This is a genomic window from Tistrella mobilis KA081020-065, from assembly GCF_000264455.2.
GTDB lineage: Bacteria > Pseudomonadota > Alphaproteobacteria > Tistrellales > Tistrellaceae > Tistrella > Tistrella mobilis.
The window spans coordinates 2,381,753-2,407,551 of the sequence record NC_017956.1 but is presented as its reverse complement, the minus strand read 5'-3'; the positions used below and the strand labels follow the sequence as shown (position 1 = coordinate 2,407,551).

Annotated in this window: 19 protein-coding genes; 7 read left to right on the top strand and 12 right to left on the bottom strand. The window is 69.7% G+C overall.

The annotated features are described in order from the left end of the window. Nucleotides 1-45: 45 nt before the first annotated feature. Nucleotides 46-654, bottom strand: coding sequence for a TetR/AcrR family transcriptional regulator (locus TMO_RS10865; protein ID WP_014745675.1), 609 nt, complete (start codon nt 652-654; stop codon nt 46-48). Nucleotides 655-918: 264 nt separating this feature from the next. Between TMO_RS10865 and TMO_RS10860 the strand changes: the two genes are divergently transcribed. Genes TMO_RS10860 through gltS form a run of 4 tightly spaced genes read left to right on the top strand, consistent with a single transcriptional unit; the run spans nt 919 to nt 6,998 of the window. Further along, a complete protein-coding gene (locus TMO_RS10860) occupies nt 919-1,950 on the top strand; it encodes an HlyD family secretion protein (protein WP_014745674.1) in 1,032 nt (343 codons plus the stop codon). A gap of 2 nt (nt 1,951-1,952) precedes the next feature. Next, complete coding sequence (rbbA, locus tag TMO_RS10855) at nt 1,953-4,682, top strand: ribosome-associated ATPase/putative transporter RbbA (RefSeq protein WP_014745673.1); 2,730 nt, start codon at nt 1,953-1,955, stop codon at nt 4,680-4,682. 7 nt (nt 4,683-4,689) lie between these two features. Continuing rightward, nucleotides 4,690-5,802: an ABC transporter permease gene (locus tag TMO_RS10850; RefSeq protein WP_014745672.1), complete on the top strand. Its 1,113-nt coding sequence runs from the start codon at nt 4,690-4,692 to the stop codon at nt 5,800-5,802. Continuing rightward, nucleotides 5,799-6,998, top strand: a complete 1,200-nt coding sequence (gene gltS, locus TMO_RS10845; RefSeq protein ID WP_014745671.1) for a sodium/glutamate symporter — start codon at nt 5,799-5,801, stop codon at nt 6,996-6,998. The genes TMO_RS10850 and gltS overlap by 4 nt, the downstream gene beginning before the upstream one ends. Here the strand turns inward: gltS and TMO_RS10840 are convergent. The 11 genes from TMO_RS10840 to TMO_RS10795 all read right to left on the bottom strand — a co-directional run bounded on the left by TMO_RS10840 (nt 6,985) and on the right by TMO_RS10795 (nt 22,208). Beyond that, nucleotides 6,985-9,357 (bottom strand): xanthine dehydrogenase family protein molybdopterin-binding subunit, encoded by a 2,373-nt coding sequence (locus TMO_RS10840; protein ID WP_014745670.1) that lies wholly within the window; start codon nt 9,355-9,357, stop codon nt 6,985-6,987. The genes gltS and TMO_RS10840 overlap by 14 nt on opposite strands. A 180-nt stretch (nt 9,358-9,537) precedes the next feature. Further along, nucleotides 9,538-11,028: an ATP-binding protein gene (locus TMO_RS10835; protein WP_187297771.1), complete on the bottom strand. Its 1,491-nt coding sequence runs from the start codon at nt 11,026-11,028 to the stop codon at nt 9,538-9,540. 26 nt (nt 11,029-11,054) lie between these two features. Then, a complete protein-coding gene (locus tag TMO_RS10830; protein ID WP_051045499.1) occupies nt 11,055-12,056 on the bottom strand; it encodes a glycosyl transferase family protein in 1,002 nt (333 codons plus the stop codon). 20 nt (nt 12,057-12,076) lie between these two features. Then, nucleotides 12,077-13,456: a uroporphyrinogen-III C-methyltransferase gene (gene cobA / locus TMO_RS10825; protein ID WP_041604914.1), complete on the bottom strand. Its 1,380-nt coding sequence runs from the start codon at nt 13,454-13,456 to the stop codon at nt 12,077-12,079. Beyond that, nucleotides 13,440-13,601, bottom strand: a complete 162-nt coding sequence (locus TMO_RS32170) for a bacterioferritin-associated ferredoxin (protein ID WP_014745666.1) — start codon at nt 13,599-13,601, stop codon at nt 13,440-13,442. Before TMO_RS32170 ends, cobA begins: the two co-directional genes overlap by 17 nt. A gap of 25 nt (nt 13,602-13,626) precedes the next feature. Next, the gene (locus TMO_RS10820) at nt 13,627-16,149 is read right to left on the bottom strand and encodes a molybdopterin oxidoreductase family protein (RefSeq protein WP_014745665.1); all 2,523 of its coding nucleotides are present in this window, start codon (nt 16,147-16,149) and stop codon (nt 13,627-13,629) included. Further along, a complete protein-coding gene (gene nirD / locus TMO_RS10815; protein WP_014745664.1) occupies nt 16,146-16,553 on the bottom strand; it encodes a nitrite reductase small subunit NirD in 408 nt (135 codons plus the stop codon). Before nirD ends, TMO_RS10820 begins: the two co-directional genes overlap by 4 nt. A gap of 14 nt (nt 16,554-16,567) precedes the next feature. Then, the gene (nirB, locus tag TMO_RS10810; RefSeq protein ID WP_014745663.1) at nt 16,568-19,045 is read right to left on the bottom strand and encodes a nitrite reductase large subunit NirB; all 2,478 of its coding nucleotides are present in this window, start codon (nt 19,043-19,045) and stop codon (nt 16,568-16,570) included. Between the two features lie 14 nt (nt 19,046-19,059). After that, nucleotides 19,060-19,887 carry an ABC transporter ATP-binding protein gene (locus TMO_RS10805; protein WP_014745662.1) on the bottom strand — a complete coding sequence of 276 codons (828 nt, stop codon included), beginning with the start codon at nt 19,885-19,887 and terminating at the stop codon, nt 19,060-19,062. A gap of 27 nt (nt 19,888-19,914) precedes the next feature. Further along, nucleotides 19,915-20,736 carry a nitrate ABC transporter permease gene (gene ntrB, locus TMO_RS10800; RefSeq protein ID WP_014745661.1) on the bottom strand — a complete coding sequence of 274 codons (822 nt, stop codon included), beginning with the start codon at nt 20,734-20,736 and terminating at the stop codon, nt 19,915-19,917. A gap of 17 nt (nt 20,737-20,753) precedes the next feature. Then, nucleotides 20,754-22,208, bottom strand: coding sequence for a CmpA/NrtA family ABC transporter substrate-binding protein (locus TMO_RS10795; protein WP_014745660.1), 1,455 nt, complete (start codon nt 22,206-22,208; stop codon nt 20,754-20,756). A gap of 331 nt (nt 22,209-22,539) precedes the next feature. Between TMO_RS10795 and mobB the strand changes: the two genes are divergently transcribed. The 3 genes from mobB to TMO_RS10780 all read left to right on the top strand — a co-directional run bounded on the left by mobB (nt 22,540) and on the right by TMO_RS10780 (nt 25,786). Continuing rightward, on the top strand, nt 22,540-23,106 hold the full coding sequence (gene mobB, locus TMO_RS10790; RefSeq protein ID WP_014745659.1) for a molybdopterin-guanine dinucleotide biosynthesis protein B: 567 nt from the start codon (nt 22,540-22,542) through the stop codon (nt 23,104-23,106). Between the two features lie 116 nt (nt 23,107-23,222). After that, a complete protein-coding gene (locus tag TMO_RS10785) occupies nt 23,223-24,398 on the top strand; it encodes a benzoate/H(+) symporter BenE family transporter (protein ID WP_014745658.1) in 1,176 nt (391 codons plus the stop codon). A gap of 161 nt (nt 24,399-24,559) precedes the next feature. After that, the gene (locus tag TMO_RS10780; protein ID WP_014745657.1) at nt 24,560-25,786 is read left to right on the top strand and encodes an MFS transporter; all 1,227 of its coding nucleotides are present in this window, start codon (nt 24,560-24,562) and stop codon (nt 25,784-25,786) included. The last annotated feature ends 13 nt before the right edge of the window (nt 25,787-25,799 follow it).

Genomic DNA, 25,799 nt, shown 5'->3' with positions numbered 1-25,799 from the left:
ATCCGGCCAGCATACGACGGCGCGCCGTCCCACCGCATCTGCCGATCACGGGGCCGGATGAAGTGCCGCACTCAACACGGCGCGGATCAGCGGTTCCAGCCGCGCGCGCCGGTCATCACCCACCAGATCGATCTTCAGCACCTGGCGAAACAGCACGATGCCCGTCATGCAGGCGGCGGCAAGGGCTGCGCGTTCATTGATCGCCTCCGATGTCAGCGGCGGCCTGCCTGCGTCGCGCTGCACATCCGCGGTGCGCGCCGCGATCGGATCGATCACATCTTCCAGAATGAAGTCGCGCAGGATCGGCGCCGCCTGGGCGCTGGACAGGGACTGGACCATGATGTCCATCGGGTCCACCAGCCCGAATGTCCGGTCCAGCAGCGGGTCGAAAATCTCGCGGGCGAAGGCCTGCTCCGGGGGATCGGTCTGCTCCTCGATCGTGGTTCGGGCCTGCACGGCCGCGCGGACCACCTCGATGAACAACTGCTCCTTCGATCCGAAAGCGCGATGGACCATGGCGACGTCGATCTCGGCATCGGTTGCGATGTCGCGCAGCTTGGTCTCTTCGTAAGGATGCCGGGCAAAGCGGATCATCGCGGCCCGCAGGATGCGCTGACGCGTGGCTGCGGATGATCGCTGAGCGTTTTCCGACATCGGGTGTCTCCATTATTTCGATTGTGGCGCTGCAGCACGGATCCTATCCTGTGCCGTGTCAACGGTTGTTGATTCAGGTCAAGGTGCCTGGCCGGTGTTGCCGCCAGGATCGTCCCTGATCGGTACTGCCTTCTCCGAAGATATTCCGGTTCTCGCCGATGGCGAGGCCGACCTGAGAAGGGGGTGTCGCAACCAATTTCATCTCTGTCGATAGAGGCTGCAACTTTCATGATCAAACGATCTCATATCATACCCGTTTTGGTTATGGCTGTTGTCGCTGCCGCCGGCTGGTATGCCTGGACCGGGCTTCGGCCCGACGGACTGCCCGACGGCATCGCTGCCGGCAATGGCCGGATCGAAGCGGTGGAGATCGACCTTGCGGCACGGATCGCGGGCCGGGTCCGGGATGTCCTGGTCCGCGAGGGGGATTTCGTCACCGCCGGCCAGGTGCTGGCGCGCATGGATACCGATCAGCTGGAGGCACAGCAGGCGGAGGCTGAGGCCCAGCTCCGCAGGGCACGGATCGGTGTCGAGACCGCCCGCAGCCTGGTCACGCAGCGCGAGGCGGAGAAGACCGCTGCCGGGGCGGTGATCGCCCAGCGCGAAGCCGAACGTGATGCGGCCGCCAAGCGCCTTGGCCGGACCGAGATGCTGTCGCGCCGTGGCAGCGTTTCCGACCAGATCCTCGACGACGACCGCGCGCGGCTTCAGGGCGCGGTCGCTGCGGTTGCGGCGTCACGTGCGCAGCTTGCGGCCGCGGAAGCTGCGATCGGCTCGGCCGCCTCGGGCGTGATCGACGCCGAGGCCGGGGTCGAGGCTGCGGCGGCGACCCTTCAGCGGATCCGCGCCGATCTCGCCGATGCCGAATTGAAGGCACCACGCGACGGGCGCATCCAGTTCCGTGTCGCTCAGCCGGGCGAGGTGCTCGCTGCCGGCGGCGCCGTGCTGAACATGGTCGATCTGGGCGATGTCTATATGACCTTCTTCCTGCCCACCGCTGAGGCGGGCCGGGTGGCGCTGGGCACCGAGGTGCGGCTGGTGCTGGACGCGGCGCCGCAATATGTGATTCCGGCCGAGATTTCCTTCGTCTCCGACGTTGCCCAGTTCACGCCCAAGACCGTCGAGACTGCGGTCGAACGCGAAAAGCTGATGTTCCGGGTCAGGGCCCGCATCGCACCGGATCTGCTCCAGAAATACATCCGCCAGGTCAAGACCGGTCTGCCCGGCATGGCCTATGTCCGACTCGCCCCCGACGTCGCCTGGCCGTCGACGCTCGATGGCACGCTGGTGCACTGACCATGACGGCGGTTGTCCGGCTGGATCGGGTTTCGCTGACCTATGGCAAGACACGGGCGCTCGACGCGGTGACGCTCGACTTGCCGGCGGGCCGCATGATCGGGCTGATCGGCCCCGACGGGGTCGGCAAGTCCAGCCTGCTGTCGCTCGTCTCGGGCGCGCGGGCGGTTCAGGCCGGGCGGGTCGAGGTGCTGGGCGGCGACATGGCGGATGCGCGCCATCGTCGCGAGACCTGCCCGCGCATCGCCTATATGCCACAGGGTCTTGGCAGCAATCTCTACGCCACGCTCAGCGTGTTCGAGAATGTCGATTTCTTCGGCCGGCTGTTTGGCCATGATCGGGCCGAACGGGCGCGGCGGATCGGGGATCTGCTGACGAGTACCGGGCTTGCCCCTTTCGCTAAACGGCCGGCCGGCAAGCTTTCGGGCGGCATGAAGCAGAAGCTGGGTCTTTGCTGCGCCTTGATCCACGATCCCGACCTGCTGATTCTGGACGAGCCGACCACGGGCGTGGATCCGCTGTCGCGGCGGCAGTTCTGGGATCTCATCGACCGCATCCGCGCCGACCGGCCGGGGATGAGCGTCATCGTCGCCACCGCCTATATGGAAGAGGCGGCCCGCTTCGACCACCTGGTGGCGATGGATGACGGACGGGCGCTCGCCACCGGAACGCCGGTTGAGCTTCTGGCCCGGACCGGGGCGCCGACCCTGGACGATGCCTTCATCGCGCTGCTGCCCGAAGAGGCGCGGCACGGTCACCAGCGCGTGGTGATCCCGCCTCGCGATGCGGCAGCGGATGGCGGGATGGCGATCGAGGCCGAGGGGCTGACGATGCGCTTCGGCGATTTCACCGCGGTCGACCATGTCAGCTTCCAGATCCCGCGTGGAGAGATCTTCGGTTTTCTCGGCTCCAACGGGTGCGGCAAGACCACGACCATGAAAATGCTGACCGGCCTGCTACCGGCGAGCGAGGGGCGTGCGCGTCTGTTCGGCGAAGAGGTCGATCCGCGCGACATCGAGATCCGCCGCCGGGTCGGCTACATGTCGCAGGCTTTCTCGCTCTATTCCGAACTGACGGTGCGCCAGAATCTGGAGCTGCATGCCCGTCTGTTCCGCCTGCCGGAAGCGGAGATCCCCGGGCGGGTCAGGGCCATGGCCGGGCGGTTCGATCTGGACACGGTGATGGATACCCTGCCCGCGGCGCTGCCGCTGGGCATTCGCCAGCGCCTGTCCCTGGCGGTGGCGATGATCCACGGGCCCGACATCCTGATCCTGGACGAGCCGACCTCGGGTGTCGATCCCGTGGCGCGCGACGTGTTGTGGCAGATCCTGGCCGAGCTGTCGCGGCGTGACGGGGTGACGATCTTCATCTCCACCCATTTCATGAACGAAGCGGAGCGTTGCGACCGGATCTCGCTGATGCATGCCGGCCGGGTGCTGGTCAGCGACCGGCCGGACGAGATCCGGCGGGCTCAAGGGGCGGCGACGCTCGAAGAGGCCTTCGTCGCCGTGCTCGAATCGGCAGGGGCGGGGGGCGGCGATGCCGCGGCGCCGGTCGTCTCCGATGCCGGCCCTGCGGCGACCACGGCGGTGGTGCCCCGCCAGCGTCGGTTCTTCGATCCCCGGCGGATGCTCAGCTACACCCGCCGTGAGAGTCTGGAACTGCGCCGGGATCCGATCCGGGCGACGCTCGCCCTGCTGGGCAGCGTGCTGCTGATGTTCATCATCGGCTACGGGATCAACATGGATGTCGAGGATCTGACATTTGCGGTGCTCGATCGCGATCAGACCACGACCAGCCGCAGCTATGTCCGGGACATCGCCGGCTCCCGCTATTTTATCGAACGGCCGCCGATCACCGGCTATGCCGATCTGGACCGGCGTATGCGCGCCGGTGAAATCGTGCTCGCGATCGAGATTCCGCCGGGGTTCGGTCGTGACGTCGCCCGCGGGCGGCCGGTCGAGGTCGGTGCCTGGTTCGATGGCGCCATGCCACAGCGGGCCGAGACCATCCGCGGCTATGTCCAGGGCATGCATGCACATTGGCTGGCGACCCGCGCCGCCGAGGCCGGCACTGCCGCGGCTGACGTCTTCACCATCCAGACCCGCTATCGCTACAACCCCGATGTGGCGAGCCTGGTTGCGATGGTGCCGGCGGTGATCCCGCTGCTGCTGATCCTGATCCCGGCCATGCTGATGGCCTTGAGTGTGGTGCGGGAAAAGGAGCTGGGGTCGATCGTCAACATGTACGTGACCCCGGTTACCCGCTTTGAATTCCTGCTCGGCAAGCAGCTGCCTTATGTGGCTCTCGCCATGCTGAACTTCCTGCTGCTGACGGCACTGGCGGTCTTCGTCTTCGGCGTGCCGCTGACCGGCAGTTTCCTGACGCTGGCGGCGGCGGCGCTGCTTTATGTCACGGCTGCCACTGGTATCGGCCTGCTGATCTCGACCTTCATGCGCAGCCAGATCGCGGCGATCTTCGGTACGACGGTGCTGACCATCCTGCCGGCGGTGCAGTTCTCGGGGCTGACCGATCCGGTATCGTCGCTGGAAGGTATGGGAGCAGCGATCGGACAAATTTATCCGACCACTCATTTCATCCTGATCGCGCGTGGCACTTTCTCCAAGGCGCTGGACTTCCAGGATCTGCAGGCCTCGTTCCTGCCGCTCCTGATCGCGATCCCGGTGCTGACCGTGGTATCGGCCATGCTGCTGAAAAAGCAGGCGAGGTAGGTTCCCCATGCATCTCTCGACCATCTTCCATCTGGGGGTCAAGGAGCTGCGCGGTCTGCTGCGCGATCCGATGCTGCTGGCGCTGATCGTCTATGCGTTCACGCTCGCGATCTACAGTTCGGCCACTGCCCTGCCCGAAACCCTGAACCGGGCACCGATCGCGATCGTCGACGAAGATGTCTCGCCGCTGTCGACACGCATCGCCAGCGCCTTCCAACCGCCGTATTTCGCATCGCCCGAGCACATCACGCCCGAGGAGATGGACCGGCGGATGGATGCCGGGCTCGACACCTTCGCGATCGACCTGCCGCCGGATTTTCAGGCCGATCTGCTGGCGGGACGTTCGCCCGAGATTCAGCTGAACGTCGATGCGACCCGGATGACCCAGGCCTTCAACGGTGCCGGCTATATCCAGAGCATCCTGACTGCCGAGATCACCGAATTCCTCCAGCGCTATCGCGCATCGGCCACACCGCCGGTCGATCTGGCGCTCAGGGCCCGCTTCAATCCCGAACTCAACAAGAGCTGGTTCGGCTCGATCATGAGCGTGATCGACAACATCACCATGCTGTCGATCGTACTGACCGGCACTGCCCTGATCCGCGAGCGGGAGCACGGCACGATCGAGCATCTGCTGGTGATGCCGGTGACGCCGGCCGAGATCATGATCGGCAAGGTCTGGTCGATGGGCCTCGTCGTGCTGGCGGCCTCGGCCGTGGCGCTGGTCTTCGTTGTCCAGGGGCTGCTGGGCGTGCCGATCGAAGGGTCGCTGCCGCTGTTCATGGCCGGTGCCGCCCTGCATCTCTTCGCCACCACCGCGCTCGGCATCTTTCTTGCCACCCTTGCCGGATCGATGCCGCAATTCGGCCTGCTGCTGATGCTGGTGCTGCTGCCGCTCCAGATCCTTTCGGGCGGCAACACGCCGCGGGAGAGCATGCCGGAATTCGTGCAGACGGTGATGCTGGCGGCGCCGAACACTCATTTCGTCATACTGGCTCAGTCGATCCTGTTCCGCGGAGCCGGGCCGGGGACGGTCTGGCCGCAATTCCTGGCACTGGCTGCCATCGGCTCGGCCCTGTTCGTCTTCTCTCTCGGCCGGTTCAGGAGATCGCTGCAATGACCGAAGTGGACAGCTTCCTGTCCTTCACCATCGCCATCCTGTTGCTGGTGACCGGCAAGATCCTGACCATGAAGGTGCCGCTGCTCGCGCGCTATGCCATTCCTGAACCGGTGGCCGGCGGCTTTCTCTGTGCGGCGGTGGTCGCCTTCGTCTTCTTCACGACCGGGCACCGGATCGGGTTCGCGCTGGATGCCCGCGATTTCCTGCTCCTGCTGTTCTTCTCGGGCATCGGCCTGCGTTCGGACCTGCGCACCCTTCTCAAGGGCGGCCGGCCGCTGGTGGTGCTGCTGGTGCTCGCCACCCTGTTCATGCTGCTGCAGAACCTGGCCGGCATGGGCATTGCCGGCATTTTCGGCCTGGATCCTCGGGCGGGGTTGATGGCCGGGTCGATCTCCCTGACCGGCGGGGTGGGGACCACGCTCGCCTGGGCGCCGCATTTCGTCGATGATCTCGGCATCCTCAACGCGCTGGAACTGGGCATTGCCGCGAACACCGTCGGCCTGATCGCGGCCTGTGTGATCGGCGGTCCGATGGCCGCCTGGTTGATGGCGCGCCATGGTGTGACACCATCAGGTGATGCCCGGCTCGATATCGGCGCCGCCAGCGACGGACCCGAGCCGCGGCTCGACTACTTTGCCGTGCTCTGGGCGATCTTCATGCTGAATGTGACGATCATGCTCGGCACGGCCCTGCATGCGGCGATCGTCGAGGCCGGCATCAATCTGCCGGCCTTCGTTACCTGCCTGATCGCCGGCATCCTGATCCGCAACCTGGCACCGATGGGGCTGAACCGGGCCGTTCTCGGCATGTGGCCGTCCCTGCGTCAGGGGCTGGCGCTGGTGTCGGACATCGCGCTCGGCCTGTTCCTGACCATGGCGCTGATGGGACTGCAGCTCTGGGAACTCGGCGGCGTACTGGGCTTCATCGTGGTCGTGCTGGCGGTGCAGATCGCACTCACCATCCTGTTCACCCTGTTCGTGGTGTTCCGGACGATGGGCCGCGATTACGAAGCGGTGGTGATCGCGGCCGGCTTCGGCGGCATCACGCTGGGCTCGACGGCGACTGCAATCGCCAACATGACCGCGGTCGCCCAGCGTTACGGCGCGGCGCACCGGGCCTTCATCATCGTGCCGCTGGTCTGCGGCTTCTTCATCGACATCGTGAATGCCGTGGTGATCTCGGTCATGGCCGGTTGAGGCCGGCCGAGACGATCGCCCGCCAGACCCGCTCGGGCGTGGCCGGCATGTCGACATGGCGCACGCCCAGGTCGTGGAGGGCATCTGCGATCGCATTGATCACCGCCGCCGGCCCGGCGATGGCCGAGGCCTCACCGCAGCCCTTGGCACCCAGCGGATTGGTCGTGCAGAGGGTTTCCATCGCGACCAGCTCCACCGGCGGCACGTCGGTCGCCCGTGGCATGGCGTAATCCATGAACGATCCGGTCAGCAGCTGGCCGCTCTCGGGGTCGTAGCGGCACACTTCCATGCAGGCCTGGCCGATCGCCTGGGCGGCACCGCCATGGATCTGGCCTTCGACGATCAAGGGATTCACGATCCGGCCGAAATCATCCACCGCCAGATAGCGGTCGACTTTCGTGGTGCCGGTCTCGGCATCGATCTCGACCTCGACGATGTGGCAGCCATAGGGGAAGGTGAAGGCTTCCGGGTCGTAATAGGTCGTCTCGTCGATGCCGGGCTCCATCCCCGGCGGGTAGTCGACCGGGGCATAGGCGCGGCCGGCGACCTCGGCGAAGGTCAGGCTGCGATTGGTCGACCGCATGCGGAAGATGCCGTCGGCCAGATCGACCTCGTCGGGCGTGGTGCCCAGCATATGGGCGGCGATGCGGGTCATCTTGGCGACCACCTTTTCGGTGGTCACCGCCAGCGCCGAGCCGCCGACCGACAGCGAGCGCGAGCCATAGGTGCCGACGCCATAAGGCACCTTCGCGGTGTCGCCATGGACGATCTCGATCAGGGCAGGGTCGATGCCGGTCTTGTCCGCTACGATCTGGGCGAAGGCGGTCTCGTGCCCCTGGCCGTGGGAATGGCTGCCGGTCAGCACCATGATGCCGCCGGTGGGCCCGACCCGGACGGTCGCCACCTCGAACTGCCCGCCGCCGAGCCCGGCCTCGATCAGCAGCTTCGACGGCCCCATGCCGCAGGCCTCCATGTAGAAGGCGACACCCATACCGCGGCGCAGGCCCTTCGCGGCCGACGCTGCCCGACGGGCGTCATAGCCATCCAGATCGGCGGCCTGACGGGCCAGATCCATCAGCGCAGGCAGATCGCCCGAATCATAGGTCCACAAAAACGGCGTGCGGTAGGGGATGGCCTCGGGCGGGATGGCGTTCATCCGGCGGATCTCGAACGGATCCATGCCCAGCTCCCGCGCGGCCGTCTCGACGATCCGCTCCATCACATAGGTCGCCTCGGGCCGGCCGGCACCGCGATAGGCATCGACGGGCGTGGTGTTGGTGAACACGCCCTCGACATGGACATAGACGTCGCGCAGGGCATAGGGGCCGGGGAAGGGGTTGGCATAGAAGAAGGTCGGGATCGAGGGTGCGAAGGTGGAGAGATAGGCGCCCATATTGGCCAGCGTGTGCACCTTCATCGCCCGGAACCGGCCGTCCTCCTCCAGGCCGAGCGATACCGTCGTCACATGGTCGCGGGCATAGGTGTCGGCCTGGAAGGCCTCCAGCCGGCTTGCGATCCAACGCACCGGCCGGCCGGTGCGTTTTGCCGCCACCAGCACCAGCACCTCTTCGGAATAGTGGTAGATCTTCATGCCGAAGCCGCCGCCGACATCGGGCGAGATCACGCGGAGCTTTTCCTCGGGCACCTTGAGCGTCGCGGCCGAGAGCGTCACGCGGATCGAATGCGGGTTCTGGCTGGAGGTCCAGAGCGTATAGTCGCCATGGCCGCGGTCATAGATGCCGAGCGTGCCGCGGGTTTCCATCGGGCTGGCATTCACCCGGTTCTGGATCAGGTCCAGCGTCACCACCCGCGGACTGGCGGCCAGGGCGGCATCGACTGCGGCCTCGTCGCCCAGATCCCAGTCGAAACAGCGATTGGTCGGGATATCCGACCGGACCCGGGCGGCTTCGGGGTCGAGAGCGGTGGCGAGATCGGTCTGGCAGGGCAGGGGGTCGTAGTCGACCTCGATCGCTTCCACCGCCGCATCGGCCTGGGCCTCGGTTTCGGCCACCACCGCCGCCAGCGGGTCGCCGACATGCAGCACCCGGTCCACCGCCAGCACGGGATGGGGCGGGTGGATCATCGCCGAGCCGTCACGGCTGGTGACCGGCCAGGCGCAGGGCAGGCCGCCGATGCCCATCTTTTCCAGATCCGCCCCGGTGATCACGTCGAGCACGCCGGGCAGGGCGCGGGCGGCGCCGGTATCGATCGACCGGATCAGGGCCGCGCCATGGGGCGAGCGCAGAATGCGCATATGCGCGGCACCAAGCTGCGCCGCCGCGTCGGCGACATACTGACCGGCCCCGGTCAGAAAGCGGGCATCTTCCTTCCGGCGAAGCGGTCGACCGATCTGTCCCATGGGCGTCCGGACCTCCCTGATTGATCTCTCCCTGCCCGATGGCCGGTCACGGCGCACATCTCCCCTTGCCGGACATCGCGCAGGCGGTCTCCGGAGGCCGTATTCTCGGGTCATATCGGGCTATGCAGGCGTTCTGCCGTCAATCAGGCTCACCCGGCGACGGCCGGGTGTAAAATAGAATTAATCGTCCGCGGGTATCGGCTTTTCTGATGACCGGAGCGGACGCCGGGCGGCGGGGGCGAGCGGCACAGTCAGGGCGAAACGCGCCCCCTCTCCGGGGCGGCTGTCCAGCGTCAGCTCGTGTTCCAGGATCTGGGCCATCCGCCGCGCGATCGACAGGCCGAGACCGACCCCGGCCGAGCGGTCGCGGCGGGCATCGTCGATCTGGGTGAACTCGGCGAAGATCCGCTCCTGATCGGCCGGATCGATCCCGGGGCCGGTATCGGCCACGGTGAAGCGCACCGCCGGCCGGCCGTCGAGATCGGCCGGGCCCGCGGTCAGGGTCACCGATCCGGCAGGGGTGTAGCGCACGGCGTTCGACAGGAAATTGCGCAGGATCCGGCCGGTGATCACCGGATCGGTGCGGATCCGCAGGCCCTCCGGCAGCGAAATCCCGACGCCGAAGCCCAGCCCCTTGTCGTCGGCTACCGGCTCGAATTCGCGGGCGAGATCATCCACCAGGGCAGCCGGATCGACATCCTGAAGCTGCGGCGTGACCGATCCGGTATCGAGCCGGGCGGTGTCGAGTAGATTGCCGAGCAGGCCGCGCATACCCGAGAGCGCCTTGCGCATGTCGTCGAGCGGCGAAGACAGGGCCGGGTCGCGATTGCGGCGGGTGATCGATCCGGCGAGCAGGCGCAGCGATTCGATCGGTTGCAGCAGGTCGTGGCCGGCGGTGGCGAGGAAGCGGGCCTTGGCGACATTGGCCCGTTCGGCGTGCTCTTTGGCCTTTTGCAGTTCCACGGTGCGGGCAGCGACCTCTCCCTCCAGCCGCTCGGCTGCGGCCTTGAGCGCCAGGGAGGCGTTCTCAAGCTCGCGGATACGGCGCCGGGCCGCCGTGGCCATCGGCTGGAAGATCAGCAGGGCTTCCAGCGCCAGGGTCAGCAGGGTGGCGATCAGCAGGGCGATATGCAGGTCGTGCAGCCGGTCGACGGCGGCCTCGCCTTCGGCCTGGAAGCGGGCGACGGCATGGTCGAGCACGTCGAGCAGGGGGCCCGGCCCTTCGCGCAGCACCAGCGCCACGGCCGGCGCATCGCGCGGGATCGGCGCGCGCGGGTCGGTGAGGACCGCTTCCATCGCCGCCAGATATTCCCGCACCCGCCGGTCGATCGCCGAGGGCTCGTCGTGGAACAGCCGCGCCATTGCGGGCGAGAGGCCGATCGCGTCGCCCATGCCCGATCCACCCTTCAGCAGCGCCTCGTGATTGCTGCGCATCTGGGCGATCACCTCGGCCAGATGCTGGCGGGCATCCTGGTGGTCCTGGGCCGAGACCGGATAGGTCAACCGGCCGACGAACAGGGCGCCGCGTTGCGACAGGAAGCGTTGCTGGCCGCTGACATTGATGATGCCGGCGGTGGCCCGTTCACGGCTGATCACCTGCGTCAGCACCAGGAAGGAGCCGATCGCAAGCGCTGCGACCAGCCCCAGGGCCAGCCGATAGCGCCAAGCCATCCGTGTCGGGTCGCCGCCGTCGATCCTCATCGCCGCCGGTCGCTCCAGAGGCTGCGGGCAAGGGCATCGGCATCCGATGGTGTCGCCGCACGGCCGGCGATGCGCAGCGCCACGGCCGCCGTGCCGATCACCGTTGCCTCGCCTTCGGCATCCTCGCCCTCGCCCCGCCAGAGGGCGGCGAGGCGGCCGGGGTCGTCGGGGCTGTCGGCCGGTGCCGCCGCCAGCAGGGCCGGCCAGTGCTCGACCTTTGAGGTACCCTGTTCGACCAGGCGCAGATCCACCGGCTTATGCGGCCGGCGCTCCCCCTCGCCACCCGCCCCCTTGACGACACCAAGCCAGCGCCCGGCATCCAGCAGCAGCGAGGCCTCGGCATGGCTGTCGAGATAGTTGGGATGAAAGACCCCGATCAGGGTCGCGGGCGCATCCAGCGGGTTCAGATGGCGGACCAGCGTGTTCACCGGCGAGCGCAGCCCCAGCACGCTGCGCAGATCGAGCAGCCGCTTGAGATCGGGCGAGAGCCCGGCCAGCGGCAGATAGACGAAACCCTCGCGCCCCAGCCGGTCGGCGGCCTCGGACAGATCCGCCGCCGGGGACAGCCCCAGGGCCGAAAGCCCCTGCAGGGCACCGACACCGCCGGTCTGAAGATCGTTGTCGCCATGCATCAGCACCGGCACGCCGGCCTCGCCCAGCAGCCGGGCGGCGAGCAGATACCAGGGCAGGCCGCGGGTGCGGCCCGCGGCATAGCTCGGCCAGTCGAGCGCCGGCCGGCGGGCGCCTTCCGGCGCCGGACCGATATGGGCGCGGGCGGCATCGACCAGCCCGGCCAGTTCCTCGGCCGTTTCGCCGCGATAGCGCATCAGCAGGAGGAAGGCCCCTGCCTGGACATCGAGTGCCGTGCCCGCAAGCAGGGGCGCGAAGGCATCGCGTGCCTCGCTGCGGGTCAGCGGTCGCGACCGGCCGGGGCCGCGGCCGATGATGCCGAGGGCCTGGGCAAGGGTGGCGACGGCGTCGGATCTGGTGTCGGTCATCGGCATTCCGCTGCGGAAGGTCAGGCGGCGTCGCGCCCTTCCGCATCTGCCGGGCGGGCGGCGGTGGCGGAAGCGGCGATCGCCTCTCCCACCAGTATCGTCACCGGACCGTCGGCGTCGAGCCCTACCAACGCATCGGACAGCATGGCGAGCGGCACGCTGACCGATCGGGCCTGCGGGCGCCCGGCCCATTCGACCGCGGCGGCGGGTTCCGCCGGGTCGCGCCCCGCGGCGATCAGCGCCGCCACGATCGCCGGCGCCCGGTCGCGGCCCATATAGATCGCAAGCGTGCCGTCGGCCGCGGCAAGCGCCTCGATCGCCCCGGGCAGGTCGCCCGCCAGATCATGGCCCGCCACCAGCGAGACCGATCGTGCGGCCCCCCGCAGGGTCAGCGGCCGGCGGAGATGGGCGGCGGCCGCGGCTGCGGCGGTCACGCCCGGAATGATCCGGGCCGGGATGCCGGCCGCGTCGAGCGCCCCCAGTTCTTCGTCGAGCCGGCCGAAGATCGCCGGATCACCGCCCTTCAGTCGCACCACATGCAGCCCCTCTCCGGCCAGCCGCACCATCAGCGCCGATATCGCCGCCTGGCGCACGGCATGGGCGCCGCAGCGCTTGCCGACCGGGATCCGCCGCGCCTCGCGCCGCGCCAGTTCCAGGATCGCGGGATCGATCAGGGCATCGTAGAGCACGACATCCGCCGCCTCGATCGCACGGGCGGCATCGCGGGTGAGCAGACCGGGGCCGCCGGGGCCGGCGCCGACCAGATCCACCCGGCCCGCCTGGACCGGGATGGCGTCGGCCGGCAGGTCATCGATCGGGATCTCGGGATGGTCCAGCAGCCGGGCGGCCAGATCGCGCCAGAAGCGGCGCCGGGCGGCCGGGTCGGTCAAACGCCGGGCGATCTCGCCGCGCCGGCTGCCGGCCGCGGTGACGGCGGCACCAAGGCCGGGCGGCAGCAGCGCTTCCAGCCGCTGGCGCAGCACCGAGGCCAGCGCCGGAAACCGGCCGCCGGTGTGGATCGCGATCTGCAGCGGCCCACGTCGCACCAGGGCGGGCAGGGTGACGTCGGACAGTGCCGGCCGGTCGACCGCGTGAACCAGGGCGCCGGCTGCGGCCGCGGCCTCGGCGATCAGGGCTGTGGTCGCATCATCGATCTCGGGCGCGATCACCACCAGCCGGGTGCCGGCAAGATCGGGCAGGGGATGGAGCGGCCGGATCAGGCGGCCCGCCAGTTCTGCGCAGGCGGGCGCATCGTCATGGATCCTGATCTCGGCACCGGTGCCGTCGAGCAGGGCGAGCTTTGCCGCCGCCCCCGGCCCGGCGCCGAAGACCATTACCCGCCTGCCGGTGAGACGGAGAGCGAGGGGAAGGCCGTCAGCGGTGTCAGACTGGTTCGACATGGGGCGTGGCCTCGCTGAGGATGGATCTGATCTGGTGGCGGCAGGATCCGCAGCCACCGCCCGCGCCGGTGGTCTCGGTCACCCGGGCCAGTCTCCGGTCGAGGGGGCCGGTGCCGGCCGCGGCGAGGATGGCGCTTCGGCCCACGCCCGCGCAGGCGCAGATCGCGGGGTCACGCCGGGCATCTCCGCCATCGGGATCGTGATCGGCCAGCAGCGCCAGGCGCAGGGCGGCGGGGGCGGCGGCACCGCGATCGGTTGCGGGGTCGAGCAGACGGGCGAGTGCGGTGGTGTCGGGCAGGGCATGGGGGGTGCCGGGCAAGCGCGATCACCGCCACGATCCGCCCGTCGGCGCCGGTCCAGGCGAGCCGCAGCCGGCCGCGGGCGGCATCGATCAGTTCGATCGCCGGCCCCGCATCGATGGCGGCGCCGAAGCCGCGGGCAAGGCGGGTGGCAAGCTGGCGCCAGTCTTCCGCCCCGGCTGGCGTTTCGTCCCCGGCCATGATCACCGCCCGGCCGGCTTCGACCGCATGGCGGACCCAATAGGCGGGCAGGCGCACGCCGCGGCGCAGCGGCCCGCGGGTCGCGCGATCGACCATCACCCCCGACCAGCCCGGCCGCCAGGGGGCGAGGCGGACGACCGCATGCTTCAGCTCCGGCTGGCCCGAGAGCGGGTCGGTGGCGGGGGAGGCGAGGTGGCCGATGGCGGCCTCGGCGGCGAAGGCGTCGGACCAGTGCAGGGGGGCAAAGACCTCGCCCCGGCGCTGCCCCGGATCGATCGTCACCTTCAGCAGCGCCGTGCCGCGCCGGCCGGTGATCCGGGCAAAACCGCCCTGGTCGAGTCCGGCATCCCGTGCATCGGACGGGTTGACCGCCAGCAGCGGCTCGGGCGCATGGCCGGCAAGCCGGGCGGTGCGGCCGGTGCGGGTCATGGTGTGCCACTGATCGCGCAGCCGGCCGGTGTTGAGCACCAGTTCGCCGGTCCGTTCGGGGCGTTCCATGGGCGGTCGGTGGCGGAGAGCCACCAGGCGCTGGGACGGCACCACCCGCGCGGTTCCGTCCCGGCTGCCGGCCGGCACCGGCCATTGCACCGGCTCCAGCGCGTCATATTGCTGGCGGGAGAGGCCGGCGAGGCCGGCGATGTCGAAATGCCGGCCGAAGCGGGCGGCGGCGGCGCCCGAAAGCCGGGCGTGTTCATCGAAAATCTCTGCCGGGTGGCGCCAGGCGAAGGCACGGCTGAAGCCCAGCCGCCGTGCCACCTCTGCGATCAGCCACCAGTCGGGCCGGGCATCGCCCGGCGGCGGCAGCACCGCGCGTTGCCGGCTGATCCGACGCTCGGAATTGGTGACGGTGCCGTCCTTTTCCGACCAGCCGGCCGCCGGCAACAGCACATGGGCCAGCGCCTGGGTGTCGGTGCCGGTCACGCAATCCGATACCACCACCAGCGGGCAGCGGGCCAGCGCCCGGCGGAAGCGGCCGGCATCGGGCAGGCTGACGGCGGGGTTGGTGCCGATGATCCAGAGCGCGCCGATCTTTCCCGCCTCCAGCGCATCGATCAGCTCCACTGCCTTCAGCCCCGGGCCGGTGGCCATGTCGGTGGCCTGCCAGAATTCGCCGACCAGCCGGCGTTCGGCGTCGGAGAAACCCAGATGTGCCGCCAGCTGATTGGCCAGCCCGCCGACCTCGCGCCCACCCATGGCATTGGGCTGCCCGGTCAGCGAGAACGGCCCGGCGCCCGGCCGGCCGACACGGCCGAGCGCGATCTCCAGGTTCAGGATCGCATTCACCTTGTCGGTGCCGGCGCTCGACTGGTTGACGCCCTGGCTGAACAGGGTCAGGCAGCGCGGCGTCGTCAGCACCATGTCGGCAAGGCGGGCAAGGTCGGCGGGGGCCAGATCGGTCAGCGCCGCGCAGGCGGCGATGTCGGGGCAGTCGGTGCGGGCGGCCTCGATCGCGGCGGGGAAGCCCTCGGCCGCGCGATCGGCCAGGCCGCGGCGCTCGGCCTCCACCAGCAGGAACTGCCAGAGGGCGACATCGCCGCCGGGGCGGATGGCGAGATGCAGATCGGCGGCGCGGCTGGTATCGGTGGCGCGGGGATCGATGACCACCAGCCGCGTGCCCCGGGCCGCGCGGGCCTCCATCAGCCGGCCGAACAGCACCGGATGGCACCAGGCGGCGTTGGAGCCGACCAGCACCGCCAGATCGCAGAGATCCAGATCCTCGTAAGCCCCCGGCACCAGATCCTCGCCGAAGCCGCGGACCTGGCCTGCGACGGTCGACGACATGCACAGCCGCGAATTGGTGTCGACATTGGCGCTGCCCAGGAAGCCCTTGGCCAGCTTGTTGGCGGCGTAATAGTCCTCGGTCAGCATCTGACCCGAGAGATAGAAGGCGATGCCGCCCGGGCCGCGTTCGGCCCGCGCCCGGCGGAAGCCGTCCGCCACATGGTCGAGGGCGGCATCGAGTGGTACCGGCCGGCCGTCGATCCGCGCCCGGGTCAGCCGCCCGGCACCGCCCAGCGTGTCGGCGAGGCTGGCGCCCTTGCCGCAGAGCCGGCCGCGATTGGCGGGATGGGCCGGGTCGCCGGTCACCGGCAGCAGCCCGCCCTGCCCATCCGGCCGTGCCAGCACGCCGCAGCCGACCCCGCAATAGGCGCAGGTGGTGCGGATGGCGGCCGGTGGCGGCAGGGCGGTCATTCCGCCGCCTCGGCGATCAGCCCGGCACCCGCAGGCGCCGCAGGGCTCAGCGGCCGCAACCGCACCAGCACCCGGCCCTCTGCGGAGACCGTGACCGGGTAGCGGGCAACGCAGTCGCGATCGGGGGCTGCCGCCCGGCCGTCATCCAGGCTGAAGACCCGGCCATGCAGGGGGCAGCTGACCGCGCGGCCATGGACCAGCCCGTCCGCGAGCGGCCCGCCCTTATGCGGACAGGCATTGGCGATGGCGGCGGGGGGGCCCTCTGCCGGCCGGAACAGGGCGATGCTGCCGCCCTGGTGGCGGATCACCCGGGCACCGCGCAGCGGCAGGTCGTCGAGCGTGCCGCAATCGATCCAGTCGGCGCTGTCGGCAAGGACCGCGGTCATGTCGGCGAGGATGGTCATGGGCTCGCTCCTCCTCACTCGGCCGCCCGGCGGGCGGGGACGTCGATCGCGGCGAACTCGGCGCCGGGTGCCGCGGCGATGGTTGCCCAGGGGTCGATCTGGGCATGGGTCTGGGAGGCCAGGAACCGGGCGGCGAGGGCCTGGCGTCCGGCGGCATCCGCCACCACCACGGCCTTGACCCGGTCCAGGCCGATGCGCTCGATCCAGGGTGCGGTGCGCTCCAGATAGCGGGCGTCCTCGCGATAGAACTGGATGAAGGCGAGGCACATCTCGATCACCTCGGCTTCGGTCGAGACCTTGGCGAGCGGGTCGGTGCCGCGCAGATGGATGCCGCCATTGCCGCCCACCACCAGCTCGTAGCCGCTGTCGACGCAGATGACGCCGAAATCCTTGATCGTTGCCTCGGCACAGTTCCGCGGGCAGCCCGAGACCGCCATCTTGAACTTGTGCGGCATCCAGGCGCCCCAGGTGATCCGTTCGAGCTTGACGCCGAGCCCGGTCGAATCCTGCGTGCCGAAGCGGCACCATTCCGAGCCGACGCAGGTCTTCACCGTGCGCAGGCCCTTGGCATAGGCATGGCCCGAGACCATGCCGGCGGCGTTGAGATCGCGCCAGACCGCCGGCAGATCCTGCTTGCGCACGCCCAGCAGGTCGATGCGCTGGCCGCCGGTCACCTTCACGGTCGGGATGTCGTAGCGGTCGACGATATCGGCGATGGCGCGCAGCTCCGTGGCCGAGGTCAACCCGCCCCACATTCGCGGCACGACCGAGAAGGTGCCGTCCTTCTGGATATTGGCGTGCACGCGTTCGTTCACGAAGCGCGAGGCCGGGTCGTCGACACCGGCACCCGGATGGGTGCAAAGCAGGTAGTAGTTGAGCGCCGGCCGGCATTTCGAACAGCCTTCGGGCGTTTTCCAGCCCAGCACCGCCATGGCCTGGATCGCGGTCATGGCCGGCAGATCGCCGAGCCGTGCACGAACCGCATCATGGCCGAGGTCGGTGCAGGTGCAGATCGCCGGATCGGCATCCTCTGCCTCCGCCGGTGCCGCCCCGCCCAGGCACAGGCCGAGCAGCGCCTTCACCTGGCCGCTGCACGACCCGCAGGAGGCGGAGGCCTTGGTATGGGCGCGCACCTCGTCGAGGCTGGTGAGGCCCTGGCCCGCGATCGCCGCGGTGATCGTGCCCTTGCACACGCCGTTGCAGCCGCAGATTTCGGCATCGTCGGCAAGAGCGGCCACGGCGGCGGTCGCGGCATCGGCACCCGTGGCCGAGGGGCCGGCGGCGAAGGCCGGGCCGAAGATCAGCCGGTCGCGCAGGGCGCCCAGCGGCTCCGCCTTGCGCATGGTTTCGAAGAACCAGGGGCCGTCGGCGACATCGCCATACATGACCACGCCGTCCAGCCGGTCGTCGCGGATCACCAGCTTGCGATAGCTGCCGCGGGCGGCATCGCGCAGTGTGATCTCTTCGGCATCCGCGCCGCCCAGACTGCCGGCCGAGAACACGTCGACGCCCGAGACCTTGAGCCGGGTGGCGGTGGGGCGGACGGCGAAGCCGTCGCCGGGCCGGCCGGCCAATGCGCGCGCCAGCACCTTCGCCTGATCGTAGAGGGGCGCCACCAGACCGAAGCACTGACCGTCGAATTCGACGCATTCGCCGAGTGCGGCGATCGCCGGATCCGAGGTGCCGAGCCGGTCGTCGACCAGGATGCCGCGGCCGACCTCCAGCCCCGCCGCGCGGGCGAGACCGGTCTCGGGCCGGATGCCGACCGCCATCACCAGCAGTTCCGCCGGCAGCACCCGGCCGTCGGCGAGTTCCAGCCCCGCAACCCGGCCGGTGCCGTCGTCCAGGATCGCCCGGCTGTTCGCGGTGGTGACCGTGGTGATGCCGCGGGCGGCGAGGGCATCCGCCAGCATGCCGCCGGCCTCGGCATCCAGCTGGCGTTCCATCACATGGCCGGCCAGGTGGACCACCGTCACCTTCATGCCCCGCCCGGCAAGCCCCGCCGCGGCTTCAAGGCCGAGCAGCCCGCCGCCGATCACAACGGCCGGTGCGCCGGGCCGGCCCTGGGCCAGCATGGTGTCGACATCGCCGAGGTCGCGGAAGGTGACAACGCCCTTGAGCGCCGCCCCGGGCAGGGGCAGGCGGATCGGCTGGGAACCGGTAGCCAGCACCAGCCGGTCATACTCCAGCTGCCGGCCGGCGGCGGTGGTGACGCGCCGCGCGGCGCGATCGATGCCGGTTACGGCGTCGCCGGCCAGGAAGCTCACGCCATGGCGATCGAGGAAGTCGTCGTCCAGCAGACGGATGGCGGCTGCGGTCTTCTCTCCCGCCAGCACGGGCGAGAGCATGATCCGGTCATAGGGCGCATGGGGTTCGGCGCCGATCAGGGTGATGTCGCAGGCGCCGGGTGCGAGCGCGACCAGGTCCTGAACCAGACGGGTGCCGGCCATGCCGGCGCCGATGACGAGGATGCGGTCTCGGGGCGTGTTCATCGGGCGGCCTCCGCTCATTCCGCGGCGACGGCGAGCATCGCCGCCGCATCGGCATCCTCCACGGCATCGCCGTGCAGGAAGGACAGCATCTGGACCCGCGCCTCGATGAAGGCGGGATCGCGGAGCACCTGGGCGCGGCGGCGCGGGCGGGCGAGGGGGATGTCGACGATCCGGCCGATCCGCGCGGCCGGGCCCTCGGTCATCATCACCACCCGGTCGGCGAGCAGGGCAGCCTCGTCGACATCGTGGGTCACCATCATGACCGTCATCGACAGATCGGCCTGGATGGCCATCAACTCGTCCTGAAGCCGGGCGCGGGTCAGCGCGTCGAGCGCGCCGAAGGGCTCGTCCATCAGCAACACGGCCGGGCGCATGGCCAGGGCCCGGGCGATGCCGACCCGCTGGCGCATGCCGCCCGACAGTTCGTGCGGCCGGCGCGCGGCGGCATGGTCCATGCGCACCATCGCCAGATGCTCGTCGATCAGCTGTGCGCGGGCGGCGGCATCCATGGTCCGGCGATGCACCTGATCCACAGCCAGCGCCACATTCTCGCGCACCGTCAGCCAGGGCAGCAGGGCATGGGACTGAAAGACCATCGCCCGGTCGGGGCCGGGGGCATCGACCAGTTTGTCGTCGAGCAGGATCGCCCCCCGCTCGGGCGTGATCAGCCCGGCCACGATGTTGAGCAGGGTGGATTTGCCGCAACCGGAATGGCCGATCACCGCCACGAATTCACCACGGGCGATCTTCAGATCGATACCGCGCAGGATGGGGCGGACACCTTCGCGGGTGCGAAAGTCGAGATCGACGCCTTCGATCGAGAGATGCGGTCGGTTGGTCATCGGGATCGTCCCTCTCAGTGGGCCGTCTCAGTGGGAAAGGCGGCGCTGAACGGCGGCCATGGCGGCGTCGAGGGCGATGCCCACCAGCCCGATCAGGACGATCGCCACCAGGATGCTGGGGACCGAGAGGTTGTTCCACTCGTCCCAGATGAAGAAGCCGATGCCGACCCCGCCGGTGAGCATTTCGGCGGCCACGATCACCATCCAGGCGGTGCCGAGCGACAGCCGCATGCCGGCCAGCACATAGGGCAGGGCGGCGGGCAGCAGGATGCGGCGGAACATGGCAAGCCGGCCCAGGCGCAGCACGCGGCCGACCTGGACGTAATCGGCCGGCACGGCGCGCACGCCGGCGGCGGTGTTCAGGATCACCGGCCAGATGCTGGTGATCAGGATCACGAAGATCGCGGAGGGGTCGACTGCCCGGAACAGCAGCAGGCCGATCGGCAGCCAGGCGAGCGGGCTGACCGGGCGCATCACCTCGATGAACGGGGTGAAGGCGCGGGAAGCCGCCTGGCTGGTGCCGATCAGCAGGCCCATCGGCAGGCCGATCAGGCAGGCGAGACCGAAGCCCGCCAGCACCCGGCCCAGCGAATAGAGCAGCTGCCAGAAGATGCCCTGGTCGTTGGGCCCGGCGATGTAGAACGGGTCGGAAAACAGCTCGATACCGCGGGCGAGGGTTTCACCGACGCCCGGCAGATCGGTCGCCACCGTCTGCTGGATCAGCGTCCAGCCGCCGAGGGCGACGGCGAGGGTCAGAAGCGGCCAGACGATGCGCTCGGCCACAAGGCCGAGGCGCCGTCCGATGCCGGTGCCGGTCTTTGCGGCACCGTCGAGGGAGATGTCGGCCATGGGAACGGGCTCCTGGCTCAGGCGGCGCTGGCGCGCGGGGTGGTCTGGGCGGCGGCCAGTGCGGTCAGGTCAACGGCCGGGGCCTTGATCGCGAACTGGCGGATATAGCCGACCGGGTCGGCCGGATCGAAGCGGGTGCCGTCGAAGAACACATCCGGACCCATGGCGATCGGCCGCGTGGCCTCGGTCAGGGTCCAGGCGGAGGTGTTGACACCTTCGGGCTTGCGATCGATGGTCGGTGCGGCGATGTCCATCTGGGCCGCGACCTTGCGGTAGAGGTCGGGCTTGTAGACCGCGGCCGCGGTGGCGGCGATGTCGACCGGCCGGTCGATCTGGCCCCAGCGGATCATCTGGGTCAGCGTCCATTCGGCATGGCTGATCCAGGGGAAGTTGGCGGCATAGCGGCTGAAGACGTTGAAATCAGGCAGCGGGCGCGGTGCCTCGTCGGCGGCATAGCGGAAGGTGCCGGTCATCGACATCCGCACCACCTCGGCCGGTGCATTCACATAGGCGCGGCCGGCGATGATGTCGGCGGCCTCCGCCCGGTTCGCCGGATCGTCGAGCCACTGGCCGGCGGCGATCACCGCGCGCAGCATCGCCTCGTGGGTCGCGGGGTTCTTCTCCGCCCAGTCGGCGGCCACACCCAGCACCTTTTCGGGCTGATTGGCCCAAAGCTCGACGCTGGTGATCGCGACCTTGCCGATGCCGGCCTCGACCGCGCGTTCGTTCCAGGGCTCGCCCACGCAATAGCCGTCGCAATTGCCGGCACGCAGATTGGCGACCATCTGCGGCGGCGGGATGACGATGATCCGCAGGTCGGCATCCGGATCGATCCCGGCCGAGGCCAGCCAGTAGCGCAGCTCGTACATATGCGACGAGACGGGGAAGACCGCGGCGAAGGTGAGCGGCGCCTTGCCGGCGGCCTTGTCGGCATCGATCACCGCCTTCAGCGCCCGGGCGGTCATCGGCCGTTCGGCCATCGCCGCCGGGTCGGCCGCAACCATCCGGTCATGGAGCGCGTTGGACAGCGTGATCGCATTGCCGTTCAGGTCCAGCGACAGCGCGGTCACCTGCGCCTGGGGAATGGCGCCGAGGCCCAGGGTCGCGGCGATCGGCATGCCGGCCAGCATATGGGCGGCATCCAGCGCGCCGATGGTCATCTTGTCGCGGATATTGGCCCAGGACGCCTCTTTCGACAGGGTGACCTTCAGGCCTTCGCGCTTGAAGAAACCCTTCTCATGGGCGATGACCAGGGGGGCGCAATCGGTCAGCGGAATGAAGCCGATGGCAAGGTCGGTCTTCTCGGGCGCCACACCGGTCGCGGCGGCAAAGGCGCCGCCCGGCAGCAGCAGCCTTGCGGCGGCGAGCGTCGCGGCGGCCCCCAGCAGCCCCCGCCGGCTGATCCGGAAGCGGCGCGCATCCGCGGCGGCGGAGGCGTCGGGAGAGGCGGGCGGAATGATCTTGTCGGTCATGGGCTCAGGCTCTCGCAGATGGCGGCAGCAGGCGGGGGTCTCTTGGTATCGACACCAAGGTATCTACAAGATCCATGCCAAGCCCTGCATTCCGGCTGTATCCTGCGCTGCACAACGCTTTTGGAGCGGCGCGTGCGGGGCGAGATTGAGCGGCGTGACGCGAAGATATGCCTAATTTGTGGGCTATGTGTCTTATGTGCCTATTAAATAATCACATCCGAGTCTCTCATAGGAGCTTTCGGGTCTATATCGGGTCTATGGATCGACCCCGACTTGCCAACCGGCGGCGCGACGGGTATGCGGAACGGATCAGCCGGATCGGGGAGGGGACATGCGGATCATCGGCCTGGTGGGGCCCGGCAACAGCGGCAAGACCACGCTGATCGAGGGGCTGATCCCGCTGCTTGCGGCCGGCGGCCGGCGGGTGGTCACCGTGAAGCGCAGCCATCACCGTCCGGATCTGGATCGGCCGGGCAAGGACAGCGACCGTCATCGCCGGGCCGGGGCGGCCGCGGTCGTGGTGGGCGGCGGCGGCCTGGTCGGTGTGTTGCGGGAAGAGCCGGCAACCGCGCCGGACGGCGTTTCGGAACCCGATCCGGCGGACCAGCTGCGCCGCTGGCTCACCCTTGCCGGGCCGGCGGATATCGCCATCGTGGAAGGCTTCGCCGGCGCCGGCCATCCGCGGCTGGAGGTGCTGGCCCCCGGCCGACGCGATGCGCGCTGGCCGCTCTATCCGCGCGACGACCGGATCCTGGGCGTGATCGTGCCCGACCCGGCAGCCCTGACCTGCGCGGCCCTCGACCGCGACATGCTGGGTGGGCGGCCGATCTTCGGCCGCGACGACCTGCATGCCGTGGCAGGCTTCGTGATGTCGGAGGCGTGGCCCCGCTGGTCCTGATAAACCATCGGTTTAGTCGATGGAAACGTCATGACATTCGCGTGGAGCGCTTGCGCCCGCGGCCCGTATGGCGGAAAGTGCGGTCCTCTCCCCAGCCGTCTCCGGGACCCCATCCCTTGCCGCTCTCTTCGCTCTCCGCTGCCCTCATCGCCGCCCTGGTCGGCTTCGGCGGCACCGTCGCCCTGATCGTCCAGGCCGGCCAGGCCCTGGGCGGCACACCCGATCAGATCACCTCGGCGGTCACGGCCCTCTGTCTCGGCATTGCGCTGCCCGGTGCGCTGCTCAGCTTCCGGCTGCGCATGCCGGTGGTGCTGGCCTGGTCGACACCGGGGGCGGCCCTGCTCGCCGCCTCGACCCTTCATGCCGGCTGGGCCGAAGCGACCGGCGCCTTCATGGCGGCTGCGCTGATGATGATCATCCTGGGGCTGGTGCCGGCGCTGGGCCGGCTGGCCGCGAGAATCCCCGCAGCCGTCGCCGCCGCCATGCTCGCGGGCGTGCTGCTGCCCTTCTGCATGTCGCTGTTCCGCGCCTTCCAGAGCGACGCCCTGCTCGCGGGGCTGGTGCTGATCGTCTTCGTGGTCGCCCGGCAGCGCGCGCCCACTTTCGCCCTGCTGATCGTGCTGGTGGTGGCGGTCGCGGCGGTGGTGCTGGGTGGCAATTTCACCGCGCCGCATGACGGCGACCTGTTCGGCAGCCTGGTGCCGGTGATGCCGGTCTTCGATCCGGCGGTGATCATCAGCCTGGGCCTGCCGCTGTTTCTGGTGACGCTGGTTTCGCAGAACCTGCCCGGTTTCGTGGTGCTGGCCCAGGCCGGCTATACCGCGCCCACCCGGCCGGTGCTGACGCTCACCGGCCTCGCCTCTCTGCTGCTGGCGCCGATGGGAGCTCATGCGGTCAATCTGGCGGCGATCACCGCCGCGATCTGCACCGGCCCCGATGCCCATCCCGACCCGCGCCGGCGCTGGGTCACCGGCATCGCCTATGCGGGTTTCTACGTCCTGCTGGCCCTGTTCTCGGCACCGCTGGTCGATCTCTTCATGGGGCTGCCGCGCGACACCATCCAGATCATCACCGGCGTGGCCCTGCTCGGCCCGCTCACCGGGTCGATCGCGGGCATGCTGTCGAACCCCGACGACCGCGAGGTGGCGGTGATGACCTTCGCCGCCACGGCCTCGGGTGTCACCCTGTTCGGCATCGGTTCGGCCTTCTGGGGGCTGGTGACCGGCTTCCTGGTGCTGGCGGCCCGGCGCCTGCTGGCCCGGCGGCGCGGTGTGGTGCGCGGTTCCGCATGACCGGGGCCGTCAGGGTTGCAGCATGGGCGCGTGTGCGCACCGTCGCCACGCGCTAAGGTTTGCGGCGTCATCCGTCAGCGGAGAGCCGGAACGCCGTGTCAGCAGAACTGTCCCGTCCCCCTGAGCCCGGTTCCGGCGCGCCCCCGCCCCGAACCCTCCGCATGATCGCCGTGATGTGCCTGTGCGAAGTGCTGTCCATGGCGGCCTATGGGTGCTATCCGGCCCTGTTGCCGCTGCTGCGCGACGACTGGGCGCTCAGCAACGGCACCGCGGGCTGGATTTCCTCGGCCTTCTTCGTGGGCTATGTCGCGGCGGTGCCGGTGCTGACCGGTGCCACCGACCGGGTCGATGCCCGGCGGGTCTATATCGGCTCGCTGACGCTGATCGCGCTGGCCACACTCGGCTTCGGCAGTTTTGCCACCGGGCCGCTGTCGGCCGGGCTGTTCCAGGCGCTGGCCGGTGCCGGTTTCGCCGGGTCCTACATGCCCGGCCTCAAGATTTTGAGCGACCATGTCCGCGGCCCCAAGGCCAGCCGGGCGGTCGCCAGCTATACCGCCTGCTTCTCGTTGGGGGCCGGGCTGTCGGTCTGGCTGGCGGGGCTGGTGGCCGCCGCTGGTGGCTGGCAGGCCGGGTTCTGGACGGCCGGGGCATCGGCGGCGGCTGCCCTGGTTCTGGCGCTGGTCGCGGTGCCGGCAACACCGCCGCCCGCGCCGGCCGCCGGCATCCGCCATCGCCCCTGGTGGATGCCACCGGATTTCCGGCCGGTGCTGCGCAACCGCCGGGCCATCGCCTATACGCTCGCCTATGCCGGCCATTGCTGGGAGATGTTCGGCCTGCGCAGCTGGCTGGTGGCCTTTCTGGTCCATGCCGGCGCCGCGGCCGCCTGGGCCAGCAGCCTGGGCGGCGCGATCATCGCCTCGGGCATCCTCACCAGTTTCTTCGGCAACGAGATGGCGATGCGGCTCGGCCGGCGGCGCTGGATCACGGTCGCGATGTCGGTGACGGCGGTGCTTGCCGGCGTGACCGCGGCGGTCGCCGGCGCGCCGCTCGCCCTCGTGCTGGTGGTGGTGGCCGCCTACAACCTGATGGTCATGGCCGACAGTGCCTCGCTGACCGCGGGCGCGGTCGCCGAAAGTGACCCGTCGGTGCGTGGGGCGGCGATGGCCATGCATGCGCTGCTGGGGTTCGGCGGCGCGATCCTGTCGCCGATCACCTTCGGTCTGGCGCTCGACGGGGCAGGGGGCGACGGCGACCCGCTGGGCTGGGCGGCGGGTTTCGCGGTGCTGGCCCTGGGCGGATTGGCCGGCCTGGCTGCCTTCCGTCGGATCGGCGGCGGCGGTCCGCCACCCACTGTGACGATTTCGAGGGGCGACGGTGGCAACGGTTGATCCGTCATGCACG

Coding starts and splice junctions, on each gene's coding strand:
- TMO_RS10835 (WP_187297771.1), bottom strand. CDS start 11,028: ATGGCTTGGCGCTATCGGCTGGCCCTGGGGCTGGTCGCAGCGCTTGCG.
- TMO_RS10780 (WP_014745657.1), top strand. CDS start 24,560: ATGATCGCCGTGATGTGCCTGTGCGAAGTGCTGTCCATGGCGGCCTAT.
- TMO_RS10795 (WP_014745660.1), bottom strand. CDS start 22,208: ATGACCGACAAGATCATTCCGCCCGCCTCTCCCGACGCCTCCGCCGCC.
- TMO_RS10830 (WP_051045499.1), bottom strand. CDS start 12,056: ATGACCGACACCAGATCCGACGCCGTCGCCACCCTTGCCCAGGCCCTC.
- ntrB (WP_014745661.1), bottom strand. CDS start 20,736: ATGGCCGACATCTCCCTCGACGGTGCCGCAAAGACCGGCACCGGCATC.
- cobA (WP_041604914.1), bottom strand. CDS start 13,456: ATGTCGAACCAGTCTGACACCGCTGACGGCCTTCCCCTCGCTCTCCGT.
- nirB (WP_014745663.1), bottom strand. CDS start 19,045: ATGAACACGCCCCGAGACCGCATCCTCGTCATCGGCGCCGGCATGGCC.
- TMO_RS10865 (WP_014745675.1), bottom strand. CDS start 654: ATGTCGGAAAACGCTCAGCGATCATCCGCAGCCACGCGTCAGCGCATC.
- TMO_RS10860 (WP_014745674.1), top strand. CDS start 919: ATGGCTGTTGTCGCTGCCGCCGGCTGGTATGCCTGGACCGGGCTTCGG.
- TMO_RS10850 (WP_014745672.1), top strand. CDS start 4,690: ATGCATCTCTCGACCATCTTCCATCTGGGGGTCAAGGAGCTGCGCGGT.
- TMO_RS10820 (WP_014745665.1), bottom strand. CDS start 16,149: ATGACCGCCCTGCCGCCACCGGCCGCCATCCGCACCACCTGCGCCTAT.
- TMO_RS10840 (WP_014745670.1), bottom strand. CDS start 9,357: ATGGGACAGATCGGTCGACCGCTTCGCCGGAAGGAAGATGCCCGCTTT.
- nirD (WP_014745664.1), bottom strand. CDS start 16,553: ATGACCATCCTCGCCGACATGACCGCGGTCCTTGCCGACAGCGCCGAC.
- TMO_RS10805 (WP_014745662.1), bottom strand. CDS start 19,887: ATGACCAACCGACCGCATCTCTCGATCGAAGGCGTCGATCTCGACTTT.
- mobB (WP_014745659.1), top strand. CDS start 22,540: ATGCGGATCATCGGCCTGGTGGGGCCCGGCAACAGCGGCAAGACCACG.
- rbbA (WP_014745673.1), top strand. CDS start 1,953: ATGACGGCGGTTGTCCGGCTGGATCGGGTTTCGCTGACCTATGGCAAG.
- gltS (WP_014745671.1), top strand. CDS start 5,799: ATGACCGAAGTGGACAGCTTCCTGTCCTTCACCATCGCCATCCTGTTG.